18 protein-coding genes and 1 tRNA gene are annotated in these 22,421 nt (G+C 54.6%); 8 read left to right on the top strand and 11 right to left on the bottom strand.

Going from position 1 to position 22,421, the window contains the following annotated elements; all coding sequences use genetic code 11:
• Positions 1-79: 79 nt before the first annotated feature.
• Complete coding sequence (locus EJ361_RS00165) at positions 80-1,330, top strand: NAD(P)/FAD-dependent oxidoreductase (protein ID WP_126243324.1); 1,251 nt, start codon at positions 80-82, stop codon at positions 1,328-1,330.
• Positions 1,331-1,349: 19 nt separating this feature from the next.
• Here the strand turns inward: EJ361_RS00165 and EJ361_RS00160 are convergent, their stop codons facing one another.
• Positions 1,350-2,546 (bottom strand): vWA domain-containing protein, encoded by a 1,197-nt coding sequence (locus EJ361_RS00160; RefSeq protein ID WP_126243323.1) that lies wholly within the window; start codon positions 2,544-2,546, stop codon positions 1,350-1,352.
• A gap of 69 nt (positions 2,547-2,615) precedes the next feature.
• Here EJ361_RS00160 and EJ361_RS00155 point away from each other — a divergent pair, with 69 nt between their 5' ends.
• Together EJ361_RS00155 and EJ361_RS00150 are read left to right on the top strand one after the other, a co-directional pair.
• Complete coding sequence (locus EJ361_RS00155) at positions 2,616-4,550, top strand: tetratricopeptide repeat-containing sensor histidine kinase (protein ID WP_126243322.1); 1,935 nt, start codon at positions 2,616-2,618, stop codon at positions 4,548-4,550.
• Positions 4,513-5,268 (top strand): LytR/AlgR family response regulator transcription factor, encoded by a 756-nt coding sequence (locus tag EJ361_RS00150; protein ID WP_126243321.1) that lies wholly within the window; start codon positions 4,513-4,515, stop codon positions 5,266-5,268. The genes EJ361_RS00155 and EJ361_RS00150 overlap by 38 nt, the downstream gene beginning before the upstream one ends.
• A gap of 2 nt (positions 5,269-5,270) precedes the next feature.
• Here the strand turns inward: EJ361_RS00150 and EJ361_RS00145 are convergent, their stop codons facing one another.
• The 3 genes from EJ361_RS00145 to EJ361_RS00135 form a co-directional block, all read right to left on the bottom strand.
• Positions 5,271-6,362: a hypothetical protein gene (locus tag EJ361_RS00145; protein WP_126243320.1), complete on the bottom strand. Its 1,092-nt coding sequence runs from the start codon at positions 6,360-6,362 to the stop codon at positions 5,271-5,273.
• A 92-nt stretch (positions 6,363-6,454) separates the two neighbouring features.
• Positions 6,455-7,456, bottom strand: coding sequence for an SPFH domain-containing protein (locus EJ361_RS00140; protein WP_126243319.1), 1,002 nt, complete (start codon positions 7,454-7,456; stop codon positions 6,455-6,457).
• A gap of 388 nt (positions 7,457-7,844) precedes the next feature.
• Positions 7,845-7,918 (bottom strand) — tRNA-Pro (locus EJ361_RS00135).
• A gap of 164 nt (positions 7,919-8,082) precedes the next feature.
• Between EJ361_RS00135 and EJ361_RS00130 the strand changes: the two genes are divergently transcribed.
• From EJ361_RS00130 to EJ361_RS00110, 5 genes are read left to right on the top strand one after another with little or no spacing between them, the layout of a single operon-like run.
• Positions 8,083-9,348, top strand: a complete 1,266-nt coding sequence (locus EJ361_RS00130; RefSeq protein ID WP_126243318.1) for a dihydroorotase — start codon at positions 8,083-8,085, stop codon at positions 9,346-9,348.
• Complete coding sequence (locus tag EJ361_RS00125) at positions 9,345-9,824, top strand: DUF4199 family protein (protein ID WP_126243317.1); 480 nt, start codon at positions 9,345-9,347, stop codon at positions 9,822-9,824. Before EJ361_RS00130 ends, EJ361_RS00125 begins: the two co-directional genes overlap by 4 nt.
• Positions 9,821-10,777 carry a glycosyltransferase family 2 protein gene (locus tag EJ361_RS00120; protein ID WP_240646502.1) on the top strand — a complete coding sequence of 319 codons (957 nt, stop codon included), beginning with the start codon at positions 9,821-9,823 and terminating at the stop codon, positions 10,775-10,777. Before EJ361_RS00125 ends, EJ361_RS00120 begins: the two co-directional genes overlap by 4 nt.
• Positions 10,777-11,892, top strand: a complete 1,116-nt coding sequence (locus EJ361_RS00115; protein ID WP_126243316.1) for a glycosyltransferase — start codon at positions 10,777-10,779, stop codon at positions 11,890-11,892. The genes EJ361_RS00120 and EJ361_RS00115 overlap by 1 nt, the downstream gene beginning before the upstream one ends.
• Before the next feature lie 33 nt (positions 11,893-11,925).
• Positions 11,926-12,906 (top strand): hypothetical protein, encoded by a 981-nt coding sequence (locus EJ361_RS00110; protein WP_126243315.1) that lies wholly within the window; start codon positions 11,926-11,928, stop codon positions 12,904-12,906.
• 112 nt (positions 12,907-13,018) lie between these two features.
• Here the strand turns inward: EJ361_RS00110 and EJ361_RS00105 are convergent, their stop codons facing one another.
• From EJ361_RS00105 to EJ361_RS00075, 7 genes are all read right to left on the bottom strand, one after another.
• Positions 13,019-13,504 carry a hypothetical protein gene (locus EJ361_RS00105; RefSeq protein WP_126243314.1) on the bottom strand — a complete coding sequence of 162 codons (486 nt, stop codon included), beginning with the start codon at positions 13,502-13,504 and terminating at the stop codon, positions 13,019-13,021.
• Positions 13,505-13,666: 162 nt separating this feature from the next.
• Positions 13,667-14,998, bottom strand: coding sequence for a M16 family metallopeptidase (locus EJ361_RS00100; protein WP_126243313.1), 1,332 nt, complete (start codon positions 14,996-14,998; stop codon positions 13,667-13,669).
• Between the two features lie 17 nt (positions 14,999-15,015).
• The gene (locus tag EJ361_RS00095) at positions 15,016-16,395 is read right to left on the bottom strand and encodes a M16 family metallopeptidase (protein WP_126243312.1); all 1,380 of its coding nucleotides are present in this window, start codon (positions 16,393-16,395) and stop codon (positions 15,016-15,018) included.
• Between the two features lie 189 nt (positions 16,396-16,584).
• Positions 16,585-19,125, bottom strand: a complete 2,541-nt coding sequence (locus EJ361_RS00090; RefSeq protein WP_126243311.1) for a DNA gyrase/topoisomerase IV subunit A — start codon at positions 19,123-19,125, stop codon at positions 16,585-16,587.
• A 24-nt stretch (positions 19,126-19,149) separates the two neighbouring features.
• Positions 19,150-19,551: a hypothetical protein gene (locus tag EJ361_RS00085; RefSeq protein ID WP_126243310.1), complete on the bottom strand. Its 402-nt coding sequence runs from the start codon at positions 19,549-19,551 to the stop codon at positions 19,150-19,152.
• A 2-nt stretch (positions 19,552-19,553) separates the two neighbouring features.
• Positions 19,554-20,414: a DUF1835 domain-containing protein gene (locus tag EJ361_RS00080; RefSeq protein WP_126243309.1), complete on the bottom strand. Its 861-nt coding sequence runs from the start codon at positions 20,412-20,414 to the stop codon at positions 19,554-19,556.
• Positions 20,415-20,441: 27 nt separating this feature from the next.
• Entirely contained in the window at positions 20,442-22,340 is a 1,899-nt protein-coding gene (locus EJ361_RS00075; RefSeq protein WP_126243308.1) for a DNA topoisomerase IV subunit B, read from the bottom strand.
• Between the last annotated feature and the right edge of the window lie 81 nt (positions 22,341-22,421).

The following is a 22,421-nucleotide window of genomic DNA, read 5'->3' as shown; positions in this document are numbered from 1 at the left end:
ATCAATCATATTGGTACAGCAACATAACGGCGGAAAATCCCCTTCCCCGTATTCCTCCATTTCCCTACATTGCACCCATATGGTCCAAACCGACATCTGCATCATCGGCGCCGGCCCCGCAGGCGCCACCACCGCGCTTCAGCTGGCATATATGGGCATCCCCTGCGTGGTGGTCGACAAAGCCGTGTTCCCACGGGATAAAGTCTGTGGCGACGGCCTCAGCGGCAAAGTGCTGACGCTCCTGTCCCGCATCGATCCCGGCATTGCGGAAAGACTGCAACAATATGTGTTCAAGGAAGACAGCTGGGGCGTTACGTTCGTCGCCGCCAACCGGATGAGCATCAACATACCCTATAAACCCGGCTATGAAAAACTGCCCGGCGAACCGCGGGGCTTCGTTTGCAAACGCATTCATTTCGATAATTTCCTCGTGGAAGAACTGCGGCGCTGTCAGCAGGTGCAACTGATAGAAGGAAAGTCCATTACGAAATACGACCTCCGGCCCGACGGTTACCTCCTATCCGACGCCTCCGGCAGCCTGCAGATCAAGGCGAAGCTGGTGATCGCCGCCAACGGCGCGCATTCCGGTTTCACGAAAGACGTGGCCGGCATCCGCATGGAGCCGGACCATTATGTGGCTGGTATCAGGGCTTATTACAGTGGGATCAAAGGCCTGCACGCCGACAACCTGATCGAACTGCATTTCCTCAAAAACGTGCTGCCCGGCTATTTCTGGATTTTCCCGCTGCCGAACGGCGAAGCCAATGTAGGTGTGGGCATGCTCAGCAAAGTGGCGCGGCGCAGGAAAGTAAACCTGAAACAGTTGATGCTGGAAGCCATACAAAACGACCCCACGCTCCGGGAACGATTCAAAGACGCCACGCTCCAGGGCAATATCGACGGATACGGACTCCCCCTCGGCAGCAAGAAACGGCGCCTTTCCGGCGAAAGGTACATGCTGGTGGGCGACGCCGCCTTCCTTATCGACCCCTTCACCGGCGAAGGCATCGGCAACGCCATGTACTCCGCCCGCATGGCAGCCCAGCAAGCCGCCGCCTGTGTGACGGTAAACGATTTCAGCGCCGCCACCTTGCTGGCGTACGATGCAAACATCGCCAGGGTACTGGGGCCCGAGCTGACCATGAGCACCCGGCTGCAAAAACTCATCCGCTTCCCCTGGCTGCTCAATATGCTCATGCGGCTCAGTGCGCGGAACAAGGAATTGCAGGAACTGATGACGTGCATGTTCCACGAAGTAGACCTCCGGAAGAAACTGGCAAAGCCGCAGTTTTACCTGCGGCTCCTGTTGGGACGGGGGGTTCGCCCTTGACAATAAGGATGAAAAATGATCACTTTTCGACGGAATACCCTTTCGCTGCGGCCAGTTGAAGGATAGACTGATTGATAGCCGTGCCCAGATCGTCTTTCACATTGGCCGTTTTACGCTTCTCATCAATGAACTCCTGCCGCTTTTTACCCAGCACCGCGATCGTTTTCTGGATACTGTCGCGCGCCTGGCCCTTCGCCACTATCACCTGCTGGATTTCAGCCTCCGATTTGTCTTGCAGCTCCTGCGGAAGGTCGCGCTTATCAATGTTTTTCAGCACGGCTTTATCCTTCTTGCTCCGCTCCACCAGGTCCCAGCTCTCGTTTTTGTATACTTCCTTGGCTTTGCTCACGGTACGTTCTGCCGAATTCGCGGCCGAAATGGATTTGGCGTTATAGTCCTGTAGCGCCTGGTTACTTTTCTTTGCACGTCCTGCAGTGCCGTATGCGATGTAGGTGTCGTTCAGTTTTTCATTGCAGGCGTCGATCTGGGCGTCGTAGGGCGTTTCGATGTAAGCCACTTTCTCGTCGGAGTCGATGAAGAAGTATTTCCCTTTCCCTTTGTCCGCACCATCTTTCCAGCGGGTATTAATACCTTCCTGCCTGTCGCCGCAGAAAATGGTATTGATGAAGATGCTTTTCCGCAGGGCGTCTCCAGCGGCAACGACATAGGAAACACGCCCCTGGTCGAAGGGTTCGTTGCCGGCGATATAGATCAGCTTCATATCGGCTTCGTCGCGTCCCCATTCCAGCGATTTCACGGCGGTATTGATCACGGCGCCGCAGTATTCCTGTCCACCGTTGGTTTTGAGCGAAAACAGTTTTTCCGACAACAGGTCCAGATCGGTAGTCAGGGGAAGCACTTCGCGGATATGGCCGTTGGTTTCGGACAGGCCGTCGTTCCCGTATTCGTACAACGCAATTTCTATGACGGGCGTTTTTCCCTGGTATTTCAGCGTGGTGAGGGTATTGATGATGTTCCACAGGCGGGATTTGGCCTGGTCGATGAGGCCGTCCATACTATTGGAGGTATCCAGCAGCAGGGCCACCTGGATCCGCGTCCCGGTATTGTCTTTCGGCGAGGCCGGCGCCTGGGCAGGCAGCGGTGTTGTTGCCGTAACCGGCGTTTGATGGATCGCGGGCGGAACATGGTATTTCCAGGCAAGGAGGGCTGAGGTCAGGGCGAGACCGGTGATGCCGGTAATTAATACAGTTTTCATATGCTTGGCGTTAGTTTGATGACCTGAAATTAGCCGGTCTCGCCCAACGCTTTCGGCGCACTTGGTGAAATGGCCGGTCCACTGGGTGAAATATTCCGCTCCAGCGGGGAAAAACCCTATTTTGCAGGGGAATTCATCGCCATGGTACGACAGGGTTTCGTCATATTGATATCGATCGGGCTGCTATGCAGCGGCTTTTCCGTTTTTGCCCTGCAACAGGACCCCAAAAGCACGCCTGCCAGCAAGAAGGTAAAATACGACGGCAGGTCCAAAGCCGCGCGCGAGCTGGAGAAATCGCTGTATGCCGACGACAACGAACTGAAGACCGCCAAAAACTACGAAGCCCTGGCCACGGAGCTGACGGAAAAGAATGACTATGCAAAAGCGGAAGAATATCTCAAAAAGGCGCTGGACATCTACCTCCGGCTCAAACACGCGAATGCCGCGCCCGCCAGCCGTGCCCTCGCCAAAGTGCAGGAATTGCAGCACAAGATAAAACCTGCCATTTCCAATTACCGGTCGGCCGGCAAGCTTTCGACAGACACCATGCTCGAACGTGCCAATTTCAACGACGCCAACCGCCTGCTGAACACAGACAACCCCCAACTGCAAACGGATTACGCGCAATCCAACGTCGAGATCTTCGAAAAGGAAGGCAAAAAATCCGAAGCCGCCGATGCCTACCGCCAGCTCGGCAACAGCCTTTTCAACCAGAACAACAAGTCCGAAGCCATCGAAAGCTATAAACGGGCGCTCGATAAAAGTGACAACACAGGCGATATTTCCGCCATCAGCAAAGAAATTTCCCGTGCGTACGTGGAAGACAATAACATCGCCGGCGCCATTCAGCTCAGCGAAAGCCTTCTCGCCAAAGCCCGGGAAGAACACAACACCGCGCTTCAAATCGATCAACTCCAGGAACTCGCACGGCTGTACGCCCGGCACCGGCAGCCCGATAAAACCGGCGAACTTCTGGAAGAAGCCTACCTGCTGGCGTTTAAGAGCGGAAATACTTCCAGGGCGAAAGATTGCCTCCTGGCGCTGACGAGCTATCTCAAACAGCACCGCAAGGAAGCGCAGGCCATCCAGCGGTACGATAATTTCCTGCTGCAGCTCGATTCCCTTATCCGGACAGACAGTTCGCTGGTGGATGCCAGTCTTTTCGACATTACGGAGGGGAAAATCAGGGACCTGGAGCGGGAAAAGGCCCTGCAACTGGCGCTCATCGACAACAAGAACACGCTCAATTATTTCCTCATCCTGTTCGTGGCGGCGATGGCCGTGCTGCTGGCGTTCATCGTACGGTCGCTGCGGGCCATCAAGGTCAAGAACAAGAAGATCGCGCTGCAATCGTTGCGGCGGGAAATGAACCCGCATTTCATATTCAACAGTCTGAACAGCGTCAATCAATACATCGCGGAAAACAACGAAGTGGAGGCCAACCGGTACCTTACCTCCTATTCCGGTCTTATGCGGAACGTGATGGAACATTCGAACAGGGATTTCGTGCCCCTGGCCGTGGAAGCCGAGCAGCTGAAAAGGTACCTCGACCTGGAGCAGCTCCGCTTCAGCGATAAATTCGTGTACATCCTCGAAATCGACGAATCGCTCGACCCCGATACCGCCATGATCCCCAATATGCTCATCCAGCCGCATCTCGAAAATGCCGTGTGGCACGGGCTCCGGTATAAAGACACCAAAGGCCTGCTCCGGGTGGGTTTCCGGAATGAGGGCCGGCATATCGTCGTGGAAATCGAGGATGACGGGATCGGGCTGGCAAAGAGCCGGGAACTGAAAACCGCGCACCAGAAAGCGTACCAGTCGCGGGGCATCACCAATACCCGCGAACGCATCAACCTGCTGAACGACATTTACCATCTCCATATCCGGCTGGAAATGGAGGAAATCACCGCAAACGGCGCCACCGGCACCCGTGTGGTATTGCAACTTCCCTTAATGGACAAGCATGAATTTAACCGGAAAGATCACAGCGGTCATCGTTGAAGATGAAACCGCCGCCATCGTGGCTTTGCAGAATTACCTGGGGAAATTTTGTCCGCAGGTAAAGGTAATCGGCACCGCGCAAAATAGCCGCGAAGCCGTGGAAGTGCTGCACGACCTGCAACCGCAACTCGTGTTCCTCGACGTGGAAATGCCTTTCGGCAATGCGTTCGATGTGCTGGAAGGTTGCCAGGACCTCCACTTTGAAACGATCTTCGTTACTGCGTTCTCCGAATATTCGCTGCGGGCGCTGAACCAGAGCGCCGCCTACTATTTGCTGAAACCCGTGAGCATCGAGGAACTGATCCTGGCCGTAAACAAAGTCCAGCAACAACTACAGCAACGCCAGTGGATCGATCGCAACCGGATCATCATGGAAAACGCGAGGGAAAACAACCCCGGCATGCAGCAGGTGATCCTTCCCACGCTGGACGGGTTCGATGTCGTAAAGATGCATGAAATCGTAAGACTGAAAGGGAACGGGAACTTCACGGACGTATTCCTGACGGATGGGAGTAAGAAGATGGTTTGCCGCTTCCTGAAACACTTTTCAGAAATGTTGCCCCATCCTTTTATCAGGGTCCACAAATCCCATATCATCAATATCCACTACGTACAGTCGTACCACAAAGGTGCCGGCGGGTACGTAAACCTGAACGACGGCACTGAAGTGGAAGTATCGCCGGCGTACAAAGACAGTCTCATCAAGGCTTTCCAGTAACGCTATTGCTGGCCCATCATGATAAGAATCAGAATAATGGCCAGTACTACAAGCACGACCAGCGTCACCTTCCATCCTGAAACGGGTTTCTTCCCGTATACCTTTCCGGTTTGCCCGTTTACGAGGAAATGGTACGTTTTCTTTTTATAGACATAGGTACAAAGCCAGATCGGCAGCAGGATGTGCTTGTAGGTTTGATCGGCGTACGTGGTATTGACCTGTAAATCTTTATAGGTGTCGATCCGGCACAGGCCGGCGCAGGCGTTTTCGATGAAATCGTCCATGATGGCTTCGGCTTTGGTGTAACCGTCGTGAACGGCCACGTCGTACACGTCGGCCGCCCAGCCTGACAGGAATTGCGCGTCGAAGTTCACCAATTCTTCCAGCCGGTAAGGAAACACGCTTTCGTACTCCTTTTGCGAAAGTTCGGTGGCGCCCCCGATGAGGATGTCATCAAAAAAATGATCGAAAGTGCCGCTCCGGTAAATCCATTCCGTGCGTTGTACCATGCGGGTCTGGCGTTTTCCCTGCGCGTCGGTATAATGTTCCGTTTCGTAGTAATACCGGCCGCCATAGCCGGTCCAGCTACTATGGGTTTGTGCGTCGTAAGTCCAGAACGGCAGGTAGATGCCGTGTAATGCATCGTGCCGGGCAATTTGTTGCAGGTCTCCCGGGGCCCACCATCCCTTGCCGATCCAGTTTTTGAAGATACCGAGTGATTGTTGCTTGTCGACTTTGAAGGGAACGATGCCCGAGGGCTGAATGACCCTCGTTTTATACGCTTCGGGGTTCACGGCTTCATAATTGCAGAAGCTGCAGGTAAACGTGGGCGTTTCCGACAAGAATACCGATTCCGACCCGCAGCGGTTGCATTTATAGACCCGTTGCTCCACGGTCACGGCCGCATCATTACCGGTCTGCAGCTGCTGGCGCAGGTTATGCTCCTGGATGTGATCGGTGGATTTGTCGATATCTACCTGCGTGCCGCAATGTTCGCATACGAGCTTTTGCAGCTTTGGGTTGAAATACAATTGGGCGTTGCATCCCGGGCAGGGAAACAGTAGTAAGGGAGCGTTGGCGGTCTGGGAATCCATTTAATGTTTGCGTGAGATCGGAGAACGGCGACTGTATTGAATTGGAGCAGCCGGAACGGGTATAACGCCCTGCTCCGGCCGCTGCGAAAGATTTATAATTTACCGAGTATTTCGGCTTTTTTCTGGTTGAATTCCTCTTCCGTCAAAATGCCCTGGGCTTTCAATTCGCCCAGTTGTTTGAGGAGGTCCAGCAGCTTTTGCTTTTCGTTGGGATCGGCTGCCGGTGCGTTTTGCGGCGCGGCCGGCTGCTGTTGCTGCTGGAGCATATTGGTGAGGATCACACCGGCGCCCATGCCCGCCATGCCGGCGGCTCCGGGGTTGTTGGAGAGGTTTTCCAGCGCAATGCCGCCCTGCATCTGGTTGAACTGGTTCAGCTTGTCGGCCATCATGTTGAGCTGCGTCGTTTTGTCGAGCATCTTCTCCACCTCTTCCGGCAGGGTGACGTTTTCGATGAAGAACTGCCCCAGCTCGATGCCCCATACATCGAATTCCTTCTGGAACACCGGCTTGAGCTTCTCCCCGATCTCGGTGAAATTGGCGGACAGGTCCAGCACCGATACACCGGCTTCCGCCAGTCCTTCGGCCAGTTTGCTGACGATCACGTTACGCAGTTGCTCGCTCACCGTATCCACGCGTACCCAGGGATGGGTGCCGGCGAATTCCTTGATGAATTTCTTTGGATCGGTTACCCGCATCGTGTAGGTCCCGAAAGAGCGCAGCCGCACCTGTTTGAATTCAGGGTCGCGGACGATGACCGGGTTGGACGTCCCCCATTTCAGGTTGGTGAACTGGCGGGTGCTAACGTAGTAAATATCAACTTTGAAGGGAGAGTCGAACAGGTATTTCCACGATTTCAGCGTGGTGGTGATGGGCATGTTGCTGGTGGTGAGCTCGTGCCGGCCGGGCAGGTACATATCCCCGAATTCCCCCTCGTTCATGAGTACCGCCACCTGCGATTCCCGCACGGTCATTTGCGCGCCGTTCATGATCTTGTCTCCCTTGTCGGGGAATTTATAGATCACGGTATCCGTAGTGTCATCCACCCAGTCGATGACTTCGATGAACTCATTTTTGATAAAGTCGAATATGCCCATGGAAAAAGATTTTATTTGGAGTCGTAAATGAACACCGGAAGTTACAGAAAATTTGAATGCAGCGGATATTCGACGGCTGACATAGTATCAACCACGCAGGCGCCGGTCAATCAGGAAAAATCGCCCGGCAACAGACTGCGGAAATCATCCGCTACCCGGAAAAGAACCAGGCGCCGAAAAAGCATTGGCGGCCTGTTCTATTTAAGGGAGTGGTCAATCTCGCGGCGCATTCAGCACCGCGTTCCAGGGTTTCCCGCATGCGCGGCCGGCAAATTTCAGGAAGAATCAAGTTTGTAATTTTTAACGGGATCCATGTAAGGATTGGAGCAGAGGCATATGCTGCAAACAAAAAAGCCATCCCTGAAAGAGATAGCTTTTTGTAAGTTCGTCGGGACGACTAGATTCGAACTAGCGACCCCTTGCACCCCATGCAAGTGCGCTACCGGGCTGCGCTACGTCCCGAACTTCCGGTCCGTTTGTTTGTGACGGGATGCAAAAGTAACGAATGTTTTCATTTTCACAAATTTTTCCGTGTTTTTTTGTCAAAAAACTGTTGACAACCGCTACCCGTATGCTATACATCCGGTCACATTTATGCGTACATTTGCACGGGATAAAATCAAAAGATGCAAATTTTACTGAAAAGCGCGACCATCGTTTCTGAACAATCGCCTTTTAACGGGCAACGAAAAGATATACTGATCGACAATGGCGTGATCACTTCCATCGCCGACGAAATTGCACCGGGAAACGCTACCGTGATCAAAGGCGGCGGCCTGCACGTTTCCGGCGGATGGATGGACGTTTTCGCCCATTTCTGCGATCCGGGACAGGAGTACAAGGAAGATCTGCAATCCGGCGCCCTCGCCGCCGCAGCGGGCGGGTTTACGGCCGTCATGATCGTTCCCAATACGCAGCCGGCGATCGATACTAAATCGCAGATCGCATATGTGCACAGTTCCACCCGCAACAGCGTGGCGGAAGTGCTGCCCGTCGGCGCCATCACCAAAAAGCTCGAAGGCGCTTCCCTCGCCGAAATGTACGAGATGCGGGAGGCCGGCGCCGTAGCCTTCTCCGACGGGCTCAAACCTGTGCAATCGTCGGGCCTCATGCTCAAGGCGCTCCAGTACGTGAAAGCCTTCGACGGCACCGTGATCCAGATCCCGGACGATACGACCATCTCCGGCCATGGCCTCATGCATGAAGGCATCCATTCCACCCGCCTCGGCATGCCCGGCAAACCGGCCATCGCCGAAGAGATCATGCTTAAACGCGACCTCGACCTCCTCGAATATACCGGCTCCCGCCTCCATGTAACTGCCGTTTCCACCCGGGAATCCATCCGGCTCATCGCAGCGGCGAAAGCCCGCGGACTGCAGGTAACCTGTTCCGTTACACCGTACCACCTGCTGTTCACGGATGCGGACATGGCTTCGTACGACAGCTTCCTGAAAGTAAATCCGCCGCTCCGCACGCAAGACGATGTGGACGCGCTGCGCGCCGCCGTGGAAGACGGTACGGTGGATTGCATCGCTACCCACCACCAGCCGCAGGATTGGGACGCCAAGCAGGTGGAATTCGAATACGCCAAACCGGGGATGATCGGCCTCGAAACGGCTTTCGCCGCGCTGCGCGCCGCTTTGCCCGGCATGGCGGTGAGCCGGCTGGTGAAACTGCTGTCAGACAATCCGCGGCGCATATTCGGTCAACCAGTATCCCCGATCGCCGAAGGCGCTCCTGCCAACCTCACCATTTTCGAGCCTGAAACGGAATATACGCTGAGCGACGACCGCTTCCAGTCCAAAAGCCGTAACACGCCTTTCCTCGGCAAGCCCGCGAAAGGCAGCGTAACCGGCATCATTCGTCAACAAAAATCCTGGTTCCGGTCATGAAGAGCAAAACGCATCTCCGCTTCGGCCTCCTGGCCGCAGGCATCAACTTCGCACTGCTGCTGACGCAACATTTTTCCGGCGCCAGCTCCAACAATATCTTTTTCCGCATCATCGCGCTGGGCGTACTGGTGGTGGCCGTAGTGGCTTCCTGCCTGCGCTTTTCCCGCGATATGGACCACAAAGCAAGCTTCGGAGAGGTTTTCGGCACCGGGTTCCGCACCACCGCCGCCGCTACCGTCGTTTTCGCCGCGCTGTTCATGCTCTTCGCGATGATGATGCCCGGTTACAAGGAACAATTCATCCAGGACATGATCGCCATGGGGCCACAGGCCAACATGCCTGAAACCCATGCTGAAGAATTCGAACGGCTGAAACAGGCCTTCCCCGTAACCGTGCTTTCCGGCATCCTCATGTTGTACGTGCTCCCCGGTACTGTAGCCGCATTGCTGGGAGCCGCCTTAGCCAAAAAGAAATGAAACACCTGGACATATCCGTAATCGTTCCCTTAAAAAACGAAGAAGAATCACTGCCCGAACTGGCGGCATGGATCGACCGCGTCATGCTAGCCAACGGCTTCTCTTATGAAGTATGGATGGTAGACGACGGGAGTACCGACCAGTCGTGGGACGTGATCCGCCAGCTTTCCCTCGAAAACCCGAACATCAAAGGCATCAAATTCCAGCGCAATTACGGCAAATCCGCCGCGCTCAACGAAGGTTTCCGTAAGGCACAGGGCCGTGTGGTCATCACGATGGACGCCGACCTGCAAGACTCGCCCGACGAAATCCCCGGCCTCTACAGCATGATCGTAGACGACGGGTACGACCTGGTGAGCGGCTGGAAGAAGAAGCGCTTCGACAATACGCTGACCAAAAATCTCCCTTCGAAGCTCTTCAACTGGGCCACCGTCAAGATGAGCGGCATCAAGCTGCACGATTTCAACTGCGGTTTGAAATCGTATCGTAAAAAGGTGGTAAAAACCATCGAAGTGTACGGAGAAATGCACCGGTATATTCCCGTGATCGCCAAGTGGAGCGGGTTCCGCAACATCGGCGAAAAAGTGGTGGAGCACCGCAAGCGCAAGTACGGCACCACCAAATTCGGTCTGGAGCGCTTCATCAACGGCTTCCTCGACCTCGCGTCCATCACTTTCGTAGGGCGTTTCGGGAAGCGGCCCATGCACTTTTTCGGTGCGCTGGGCACGCTGTTTTTCCTCATCGGGTTCATCATCGCGGGGTACCTGGCCGTAGCCAAAATATTCTGGATGCAGTACAAAATGACGGAAAGGCCGCTGTTCTTCCTCGCCATGCTGCTCCTCATCATCGGTTCGCAACTGTTCCTCACGGGGTTCATCGCCGAACTGGTAGCGCGCAACGCACCGGAGCGCAATTCCTATCTCGTGGAGGAAATCCTTGAAAACGAAGACTGATGGCTGCTTTGCAGAAAATCGTCATTATCGGTCCCGCCCACCCTATCCGGGGAGGGCTTGCCGCTTTCAACGAGCGGCTTGCGCGCGAGCTCATCGCGCAGGGGCATGAGGTAGACATCCATACGTTCTCCTTCCAGTATCCCGGGTTCATGTTCCCCGGGAAGGAACAGTATACTTCGGCGCCCGCTCCTGCCGGGCTTTGTATCAAACGTAGCGTGCATTCCCTCAACCCGCTGAACTGGCGGAAGACGGGGCTCGCCATCCGGAAGCAACGTCCGGATATGGTGATCATCGCATTCTGGATGCCGCTCATGGCCATGAGCCTTGGCAGCCTGGCGCGCATCATCCGCAAAAACGGGCACTCCCGCATCGTAGGACTGGTACATAACCTCATCCCCCACGAAAAACGGCCCGGAGATGCCGCGCTCACCAGGTATTTCGTGAACAGCTGCCATGCGTTCATTACCCTTAGCCGCGAAGTGCTGAACGATATCCGCAAACTTACCGATAAACCTGCCGCATATGCGCCGCATCCCGTGTACGACCATTTCGGCGATACGCTCCCGGCCCCGGAAGCGCGCCGCCATCTCGGTTTGGATATACAAGGAAAATACCTCCTGTTTTTCGGGTTCATCCGGCATTACAAAGGGCTCGACCTCCTGCTGCAGGCCATGGCCGATCCGCGCATCCGCGCCATGCGGGATCTGAGGCTCGTGGTGGCGGGGGAATTCTACGAAGACCGTAAGAAATACGAACCGCTCATCGGCAACAACGTTACCATCGTCAGCGATTTCATCCCGGATGCGGACGTGAAATATTTCTTCTCCGCGGCCGACCTGGTGGTCCAACCCTACCGTACCGCCACGCAAAGCGGTATTTCACAAATGGCCTACCATTTCGAAAAGCCGATGTTGGTAACCGATGTGGGCGGCCTCCCGGAAATCGTGCCCGACGGAAAGGCGGGGTATGTCGTAAAGCCCGATGCAACGGCCATTGCAGACGGTATTCTCCGGTTCCTGGAGCAGCCGGCCGGCCGCTTCGGCGACTTTATCCGGGAGCAAAAGCAGCTGTATTCCTGGGGCCATTTCGTTAAAACGCTCGCATCCCTGCAATAAATCGATGCTTTTGGGGTTAATAAGACAAGTATCATGAAAGCCATCCTCCTCCTTATCGCCATATGCTGCGCCAGTACTGCCTTTGGACAGAAACTCCCGGCAGCCAGCCTCGCCGAACTCGAAAAGCGGCAGGATTCCCTGCGCGCCATGAGCTACGAGATCATCAACGGTAAAACCCAGGAAGTGCGCACCACGAGAAACGATGCGTTCATCCCCGCGCTCGTTAAAGCCCTCAAAACGCCGTACTCTTTCTACTACCCCTTCGATTCGGTGACTACGATGGCAAAGGTGTACCCAGCAGACAGTACTTTCCGCATCTTCACCTGGCCGCTGGAGAACGACAACAGCACTTTCCGCCACTTCGGCGTGATCCAGATGAACACCAAAGACGGCTCCCTGAAGCTGTTCCCCCTGTTCGACAATTCCGACTTCACCACCAATACGGATACGATCACCAATCACCACGGTTGGTACGGATGCCTGTATTACGCCATCATCCAGCGGCGGTATTTCAACGCGGAATACTACACGCTGTTCGGCTGGGACGCCAACAACATGCGCAGCCAGAAAAAGATCGCTGAAATGCTCACGTTCAAAGACAGCGTGCCCGTGTTCGGCGGCCCCTATTTCAGTTTCGTGGAAGATACCGTCCGCAAGCCCACGCGCAACCGGTTTATCCTGGAATACAAGCGCGACGCGGCCGCCAGCCTCAACTGGAACCCCGAAGCCAACCTCATCATTTACGATCACCTCATTTCCGAAACCGGCGAGGAAACCAAAAAATACACGCTCGTTCCCGATATGGACTACGAAGGCTTCAAATGGCAGGCCGGCAAATGGGTACATGTCGAAAAAATATTCCACGACGCGCTGGAGAAAGGCAAAGTGCCGGTGGGCGTGCCTTTCGACAAGAGTAAGTCGAACCTGAAAGAACCCAAAACCTACGATGAAATAGCGGAAGAAGAAGCCGCGAAACAGGCGGAGAAAGCTGCCAAGAAGAAGAAAAAGAATTAGTCATCCACACCGCTAATCCGGTTAGCGAAGTGACTTGCAGGTCAGCCCTGGCACGTCACGCAACCGCCGTTGCGTCGCACACTTCGGCGGCAGTATGGGTTTCAGCTTTGCATCAGGGCGATGGCAGCTCGGCATCCGGCAGCGGAAGCTCGTTCATTTCGTGGTTGAAAACATGCAGCTCAATATCGGAGATTTTATTGTACGGGTAATGCGACTTCGGGCCGAAGAGCAACATCAGCCGCACCTGCCCTACCGAGCCTTTCAGGCCTTTCCCGCTGTAAACAGGAATAAAAACTACGCGTTTATTGTAAGTGGAAACGGAGTCGGTCACAAAAACCGGCGGTCTTTCTTTCGGCGCGTACTCTTCAAACACCCGGCAAATCCGGTCGAACTTCCGGGCCAGCGAAGCTTCCGATTGGCCGATCTGCTCCAGCGGTACGCCCACCAACTCCCGGAAAGCCTTGACGTCCTTCTTTTCGATCGTAGCCAGCACGGCTTCGCTCGTTGCCCGGATCTCACGGATTTCATTCGGCTGCTTTTCAGAAGAAGCACAAGCCACAGCCAACAGGGTCGCAAACATACATGTGTACTGCTTCATAGGCACAATATAACGAAAAAAGTTAATCGAACTCCGCGCCTCCATCGCATCCTGCCATTCCACGCTTCCATCCTACCTGCAATTTGCGTTTTTCCCTGCACTGTACAAATAGCAAAATCCGCCATTACGGCGGATTTTGCGATATAAGAAGTGCTAATTCCCTTAATCTTTCGGCTTCTTCACATTCGAAGCGGGCAGTTTCGCCGGCGCCGGCTGCTTGAAATCCGACTCCGCCACTTTATCCTTGTTCCCAAGGTACGTCCACTGCACTTCGTTGAGGTAATTCCCGAAAACGCGGTTCACGTCTTCCGTTTTCACCTGCCCGATGCGGGTATTGATCTCGTCGAAAATGCGCCAGTTGCCGGAAGCCTCGCAGGTGCTCATGACGTTAGCCTGCGCACCGCTGCTCTGGTTGGTCATGTAATAATTGGTGAGGTAGGATTTCTTCTTGTTCTCGATTTCCTTCGGCTTAAAACCGTTCTCCTTCACGTCGTTGATGATAGCCGTCATCACCTCCAGCGACTGCTTGGGGTCCACCGTCGTAATATACAACTGTGCGGCCGGCGTTTCGATGAAAGCGTTGTTGTAACCCGCAGCCGGGGCGTAAGACAGGCTTCGCTTCGTCCGCAGCTCCACGAAATAACGGTCGTACAGGATGCTCATGGCAAACTGGAAAAGCGGCCCGTCGGGTGAATAATATTTCGGCGCATTCCCGAAACCGATAATGTAATTGGTGGCCAGCTGGCGGTCGGAAACATTCACGCCGGGCTTGATGGCAGCAGCCGTAGGCTTGCGCGGGGCTTCGCCGGAGGGGAGCGCCGCCAGGGTGTTTTTCACTTTCGCGGCAATGTCTTTCTCATCCAGGTTGCCAACCACCACGAGATAAATCCGCTGCTTGCCGAGAAGTTTTTTGTAAAGGTCCTTCGCATCGGCGAGCGTGAGTTTCTCCAGTGTTTCCGGAACGCCATTTACGCGCTTCGCATAGTCCGTTCCCGCAAACAGCTGCTGGGCGGCCAGTATGCGGAGGTATTGATCGGGATCGGCTTCCATTTGCCTGGCGCCAGACACCATGCGGTCGCGCTCCAGCCTGAACTCGCCTTCGTCCATCACGGGGTGCAGCACGGCGTCGGAAAACAGCGCCCAGCTGCGGTCCCATTTGTCGCGCAGGCAGGTCATAGTCATGAAGGAGAAATCGTTTTTAGCACCGGCGGAAAACTCGGTCCCGAGCTTCTCCAGTTCTGCCGACAGGTCATCTTTATTCATGGAAGCCGTACCGCCGTTCAGCGCGGTCCGCAGTGCCAGTGGCTCCAGCCCCTGCTGCGCTTCGGTGATATTGGCGGCACCGCCGCGGATGCAGAGGTTTACGGTGGCGACGGATTTTTCCGTCTTCTTGAAAATCACTTTGATCCCGTCTACCTGCAACTCTTTCGTGGTTTGGGCAAACAGGGGCGTACCGCCGCAAACGCACAGGATGATATAGATAATTCGTTTCATGTTCGGTGTTTAAAAGGTTAGCGGTATAAAGCATCCAGGTCGGTTACGTTCCATTCTTTCTGCATGTCCGGGCTCAGCAGCAAACCCGCCACGGAAGGCTGGTTTTTGATGTACTTGCGGACATAATCCTGGATGTCTCTACGCGTCACCTTGTTCAGTTCGGCGATGTAATCGAAATAATAATCCAGCGTTGCCGAGGCCCACCAGAAGCTCAGTGAATGAATGTACTCCGTGGTGGCTTCCATATTGAATTTCTCGCTGTTGGCCAGCTTGATCTTCGAGGTTTCCAGTTGCTCGTCGGTAAAATAATCGTCGCTGTCGAACTGCTCGATTTCCCTTGCCAGCGCCTTGAACGATTCCTTGAACTTTGCAGGGTTCGGCACGCAGAAAACCTGGATCGGGCCTACGAATTTCGCTGTCTGGTAACTGATCCCCACGTTCAGGGCGTACCCGCTGTCGATGAGGTTTTTCTGGAACCGGGAGTTTTTCTGCGACAGGATGTACGAAAACACGTCCGCCACCAGCGTGGCTTTAATATCGTTGCGCGTATCCGGCCCGTGCCATACCTGCAGTAAAATTGGCACCTTGGCGTTGGGGCTGATCGTCACGAAATGCAGGCTGTCTTTTCCTTTCAGCGGTTCAAAATCAGGGATGGGCCAGCGTTTGAACGGATCGAAGCCGGCGGCTTTCCAATCCCCGAACACTTCCTTCGCACGGCGAAAAACGTCTTCATGCTTTACGTCGCCAGCGATGAGGAGGATGGAATTGTCGGGATAATAATATTTGTCTTTGATGATGCGCATTTTCCCGGGTGTGGCGGTGAGGATGATGTCGTGGTCGCCGATGGGGTTTTTCCGGGAATAATGCGCGCCCCAGGTTTTGTGGTTCACCTTGTCGAACAGCGCCCAGGCGGGATTGGATTCGGCGCGCTGGAACTCGCCGTCTACCACGGGATTTTCCTTCTTCATTTCCTCTTGCAAAAACAGCGGGTAGCGGATGGCGCTGTTCATGAACCGGAGACCGTTGTCGAGGTCCTTGCTGCCGAGGGTAAAAAAGTAATTGACGCGCTCCTGGCTGGTGGTGCCGTTAAACGAAATCCCCAGTTCCTGCACGCGCTCGAGGTATTTCTCCTGCGAGGGGATGTCTTTGTTGGCTTTGAAGAACATGTGCTCGTAGAGGTGCGACAAGCCGTTATACTCGTTATCTTCCGTGTAAGATCCGTTGCGGACGGCCATTTCAACGGTAACCAGCGGCACGGAATGATCTTCCAGCACCAATAGTTCCAAACCGTTCGGCAATTTGGACATGAAAATGTTGGCGGGTTTGTTGGGCGATTTTTGAGCGGATGCCGATAACGCCAGTACCAGCAATGGAAATAAAAGGGGTGATTTCTTCATGGGCGAAATTTCCAGGGTCAGGAATAGAATACAGGTTTAAAAAGTCAGGTTGGGCGGGTAAGCCTTTACCGAATGTAACGGTAAATCTGCATACGACCAATCCGTTCGTCCCAAACGTCTGACTGGATAAAAACAAAAAAGGCGCAAGGGTTTCGCCACCCTTGCGCCTTTATACTAAATCATTGATTATCAGAACAATTCGCCTTGAACATTCCCGGCATCGTCATCTTCCTGTTCGGCTTCTTCGTCTTCGGTGATGAGTTCGATGTTCACGAAATCGTCTCCTGCGATCTTGTTACCTACTGTGCGCCAGCCGGTCACCTCATACGCTTCGTGGAGGGAGATTTCCTCTTCATCGGGATCGCGCTTCTTGCCTGTGCGGAGGATCACGACGGGTTCTGCCTGCGTGGTTACCAGCTCCACATGGTTATGGGCGCCCTCCTTGATGAAGGAGAACTTGTTGTTGAGGGTTTGCGTTTCGATCTTGAAGCGTTTCACGTTATACTGCTTCTTGTCGGCATCGAAATACACGGTGGAAACGATCCTTTCCGGGTTGAATTTCTCGATGTACATGGCTTGTTCCGCATCGAAGCGGTTGGTCAGTTCGAAGTTCGTCAGTTCGTACGTCCCGTTTTTGTAGAACACGACGATCTTGTCTTCCCCTTCGAACGAGCCAACGAACAGGCCGCGCTGGTCGGTGTTCAGGCGACCTACGGCATCATCATACCAGATTTTCAGTCCGCTCAGGGTAGAAACGCCTTTCTCCTTGAACTTCACGGAGCGGATGGGCCATTTGGTCACCACGTTGCCCATGGAGCTGCGGCCTTTGATGGGAATGGTCTCGAAATAGAAATCGAATTCCTTCTTCTTGGCGGCGCAATTGGCGCTGAGCTTCACGGTTACCACTTCCGCTTCGCCGTTGGCGTTTGCGGTGAAGTAATGCACTTTGGAGCCCTTTTCGCCTTTGGTGAGGTTGTATTCCTTATCGCGGGTGATACCGGTAACGTTGAAGCGTTTGGCCAGGCTGTAACCGGTTTTACCGTCGGTGTAGATCATATTGTAGGTCATCCGCTCATCGTTCTTGCGGAACACGTCCACATGAATGATGTCTTTGCCCACGAATGTTTTGTCGGATACTTTGGTGACCAGCATCACACCGTCGCGGCGGAAAACGATGATATTGTCGATATCGGAGCAATCGGCCACGAACTCGTCCTTTTTGAGCGAGGTGCCGATGAACCCGTCTGCCCGGTTCACGTAAATTTTGGTGTTGGCGATGGCGACGGATTGTTGCTGGATGGTATCGAAGGTTTTGATCTCGGTTTTCCGTTCGCGGCCCTTGCCGTATTTTTTCTGGAGGCCTTCGAAGTAGGCTACCGCGAAATCGGTCAGGTTGGCGAGGTCGTGCTTTACCTGTTTGATATCGGCGTCGATCGCCTTGATCTGCTCGTTGAGTTCGTTGATATCGAGGCGGTAGATGCGGCGCACCGGTTTTTCGGTGAGTTTAACGATATCTTCGCGGGAAATGTCGCGCTTGAGTTGCTTTTTGTAGGGGGTGAATCCCTTGTCGATGGCTACCAGTACGGCTTCCCAGTCTTTGTGTTTTTCTTCCAGCTCTTTGTAAATCCCTTTTTCGAAGAAGATTTTTTCGAGGGAAGTGTAGTGCCATTTTTCTTCGAGCTCGGCGAGGCGGATCTCGAGTTCCCGCTGCAGGAGGTGTTTCGTAAAATCGGCCGAGCGCCGCAGCAGGTCGGATGCGCCGAGGAACATGGGTTTATCGTCCACGATCACGCAGGCGTTCGGGGAGATGGACACTTCGCAATCCGTGAAGGCGTAGAGCGCGTCGATGGTGATGTCCGGCGAAATACCGGGCGCCAGTTGTACTTCGATCTCCACGTCGGCGGCGGTATTGTCGATCACTTTTTTGATCTTGATCTTCCCGTTGTCGTTGGCTTTCACGATGGAATCCATGAGGCCGGTGGTGGTAACGCCGTACGGTACGTCCTTGATGAGGAGGGTCTTTTTGTCTTTCTCCTCGATGTGGGCGCGAACGCGCACTTTGCCGCCGCGTTTACCGTCGTTGTAGTTGGCCACGTCGATCATGCCACCGGTGAGGAAATCGGGATAAAGCTCGAATTTCTTTCCGCGGAGGTATTTGATGGAAGCGTCTATCAGTTCGATGAAGTTATGCGGGAGGATCTTGGTGCTGAGGCCCACGGCGATGCCTTCCGCGCCCTGCGCGAGCAGCAGCGGGAATTTCATCGGCAGTGCGAGCGGCTCGTTCTTACGGCCGTCGTAGCTCAGTTGCCATTCGGTGGTTTTACCGTTGAAAGCTACTTCCAGCGCAAATTTCGAAAGGCGTGCCTCGATGTACCTGGCGGCGGCGGCATCGTCGCCCGTGCGAACGTCGCCCCAGTTGCCCTGCATATCGATCAGCAGTTCTTTCTGTCCGAGGTTCACGATGGCGTCGCTGATGGAGGCGTCTCCATGCGGGTGGTACTGCATGGTTTGCCCGATCACGTTGGCCACCTTGTTGAAACGCCCGTCGTCCATTTCCTTCATGGCGTGCATGATGCGGCGCTGAACGGGTTTGAGCCCGTCTTCCACGCCAGGCACCGCGCGCTCCAAGATAACGTACGAGGCGTAGTCCAGGAACCAGTCCTTGTATTTCTCGTCTACGTGCGCTGCGCCATGCAGTGATTCGTCCGGTGTTTCTTGTGTATTGCTCATATGCTTGATTCAGAAAAGTAAAATCTAACGTTTCCCGGCCTCGAAGTCTTCCCGCCAAACGCGCACGGAATCGATGTGCACGTCGTTAAGGGTGTTAAGTTCGATGAAGGAACAATCGGTGACGGCGATCAGCTGGTGCCAGACGTTGATGGGGATTTCCACCCTGGCCGGGGCCACGATCGTATCCATCCGGATTTCGGATTCTTCGAGCGGGCACCAGTGCAGCGCTGCGGTGCCGCTGAGGAGGTACATGATCTCGGGGTTCTTGTAATCGGATTTCCCCTGGTGGTAATGCTGACCGCTGCTGCTGCCGGCGTTGCGGTAGCAGAGGAGGAACGTTCCGGTACGGAAACTTTCCCATTCATATCCGCTTCCGCGGTCATCTTTCCCGATCTGCCGCAACGGCTGAATATCCGGCTGTGCCATCGTTATGCATTTTCTGCGGTTTCCGGTACTGCCGCTTCGGATTCGCCTCCGCCGCCCGGTTGCCTGATCTCGTAATCTTTTAATGTTTTCAGCTCCCCGCGGGCTTCCAGTTTCCCTTCCCTCACCAGTTCTTTCAACCGCCAGTTCAGGTAATGGTCCATCACGGGATATTTCATTTTGCCGATCACCGCCGCGGCCGATTTGCCCGCTTTCGCGAACTCCTTGCCCGTAGCGGCCAGCAGGTCTTTATCGTAATGCGTGGCCGCTTCACCGCGGATCTTCTTTCCGCCTTCCAGCAGCCTTACGCCTGCGTTCTCATTCATCAACCGGCGCCACTCGTCGCCATCCAGCTCAAATTCCGCCAAAGACACTTCCCTCGCCAGTTTCTTCGCCTTCAGGTATTCTTTCGGCAATATCTGGCTGAGGTGCGTGGGGTAAAACACGCCGTTCTTTTCGTTTAGGAAAGGCAGATTGTTGAGATAAATGAGGTGGATGCGGCCCGAGAAGCGGTCGAGCTGGCTGATCAGCCAATAGTACCCGCAAACGTCGGTCGGGTTTTGCCCCGCCCAAATCCATATCACGAGTTCCTCTTCCTCGCGCAGGCGCGCCTTGAGGCTGCGAACGGGATCTTCCGGCACGGGGATCTGCTCTCCTTCTGCGGGCGGCGGCAGGGTAATGTCCTGCAGGGCGTTCCACCAGTCGCGGCGCGCAACGCGCCCGTCCGGCGTGTCGAGGATGAAGATCGGGCCCACGGCCAGATCGTCCTCGTAACACAATATCTCCCCTTCCAGTTGCGGGTCCAGTTCGAAGGCCGCTTTCAGGTTGGCGACGCTCGACTGACCGAATACAATATGCAATATCATTGTCGGTATTCGTCTTCTTCTTTATAATTACGCTTCCGCGGTTTCTTCCACCAGGTCTTTCTCCAGGCGGAGATTGCTGATGATGAAATCCTGGCGGTGCTGGGTGTTTTTGCCCATGTAATATTCCAGCATTTTGGCGACCGGCATTTCCTGGGACGGGATGATGGGCGATTTGCGCATATCGTCGCCGATGAACTGTCCGAATTCTTCCGGGCTGATCTCGCCCAAACCCTTGAATCGGGTGATCTCCGGTTTGTTGCCCAGTTTTTTCACCGCTTTCTGTTTCTCTTCTTCGCTGTAGCAGTAAATGGTTTGCTGCTTGTTGCGGACGCGGAACAGGGGCGTTTCCAGGATGTAGATGTGCCCGTTCTTCACCAGGTCGGGGAAGAACTGCAGGAAGAACGTGAGCATGAGCAGGCGGATGTGCATACCATCTACGTCGGCATCGGTGGCGATGACGATGTTGTTGTACCGCAGGCCTTCCAGCCCTTCTTCGATATTGAGGGCGTGCTGGAGGAGATTGAACTCCTCGTTCTCGTATACGATCTTTTTCGACAGCCCGTAACAGTTCAGCGGTTTACCGCGGAGGCTGAATACGGCCTGGGTTTCCACGTTGCGGGACTTGGTGATGGAACCGCTTGCGGAGTCGCCCTCCGTGATGAAAATGGTGGTTTCCCGCTGTTTGGTTTCCTGTTCGTCTTTATGTTTGCCGGTGGCTTCTTCGTTGAGATGGAAACGGCAGTCGCGCAGTTTGCGGTTATGAAGGTTCGCCTTTTTGGCGCGTTCGTTGGCGAGTTTCTTGATGCCGGCCAGTTCCTTCCGCTCCCGCTCGCTTTGTTCGATGCGTTTCTTGAGGGATTCGGCGACGGCGGGGTTCTTGTGCAGGTAATCGTCAAGCTGTTTGCTGAGGAATTCGAGCACGAAGGCTTTCATCGACTGCCCGCCTTCCGAAACCGTCAGCGATCCGAGCTTGGTTTTGGTCTGGCTTTCGAACACCGGTTCCTGCACGCGCACGGCAATGGCCGCGCAGATAGACGCCCGGATGTCTGTTGCGTCGTAATCCTTTTTATAGAAATCGCGCAGGGTTTTCACGAACGCTTCGCGGAACGCCGCCAGGTGGGTACCGCCCTGCGTGGTGTGCTGTCCGTTTACGAAGGAGTAATATTCTTCGCCGTACTGGTTTTCGTGCGTAATGGCCACTTCAATATCCTCTCCTTTCAGGTGGATGATGGGATAGCGCAGATCGTCCGGGTTGGTTTTGCGTTGCAGCAAATCCAGCAGCCCGTTTTTGGACAGGAATTTCTGGCCGTTGAAGTGAATGGTGAGCCCCGCGTTCAGGAAGCAGTAGTTCCATATCTGGTTCTCCAGGAAGTCGGGGATGTAGTGGTAGTTTTTGAAAACGGTATCGTCCGGTGTGAAGGTCACGAGCGTACCGTTGCTTTCCTTCGTATCGGCTTCCTTATGTTCTTTCGTGAGCACCCCCCGCTCGAATTCGGCCACTTTCACGCGGCCGTCGCGCATGGAGGAGATTTTGAAGTAGCTGGACAGGGCGTTGACCGCCTTGGTACCCACGCCGTTCAGCCCCACTGATTTCTGGAATGCTTTGCTATCGTACTTCGCGCCGGTGTTGATCTTGCTCACTACGTCCACTACCTTGCCCAGGGGAACGCCCCGGCCATAGTCGCGCACCGTCACGGCGTGTTCCGTCACCTTGATGTCTATCTGCTTGCCGAAGCCCATCATGTGCTCATCGATGCTATTGTCTACCACCTCTTTGATAAGGATGTAGATGCCATCGTCCTGACTGCTGCCGTCTCCCAGTTTGCCGATATACATACCCGGACGGAGGCGGATGTGCTCGCGCCAGTCGAGCGAGCGGATGGAATCCTCCGTATAGGTGTTGAACAACTCTTTGTTTTCTGCCATAAGTCTGACTGTTAACCTGTTGATGATTAAACCGTTGGGGTGGGGTTGACCCCGGCCCCTTACTAAATCTTTTAGCAAAAC

Origin of the sequence: Chitinophaga rhizosphaerae (genome assembly GCF_003958645.1) — a bacterium.
GTDB lineage: Bacteria > Bacteroidota > Bacteroidia > Chitinophagales > Chitinophagaceae > Chitinophaga > Chitinophaga rhizosphaerae.
The sequence above is the reverse complement of the archived record's forward strand: the minus strand, read 5'-3'. Positions and strand labels throughout refer to the sequence as shown.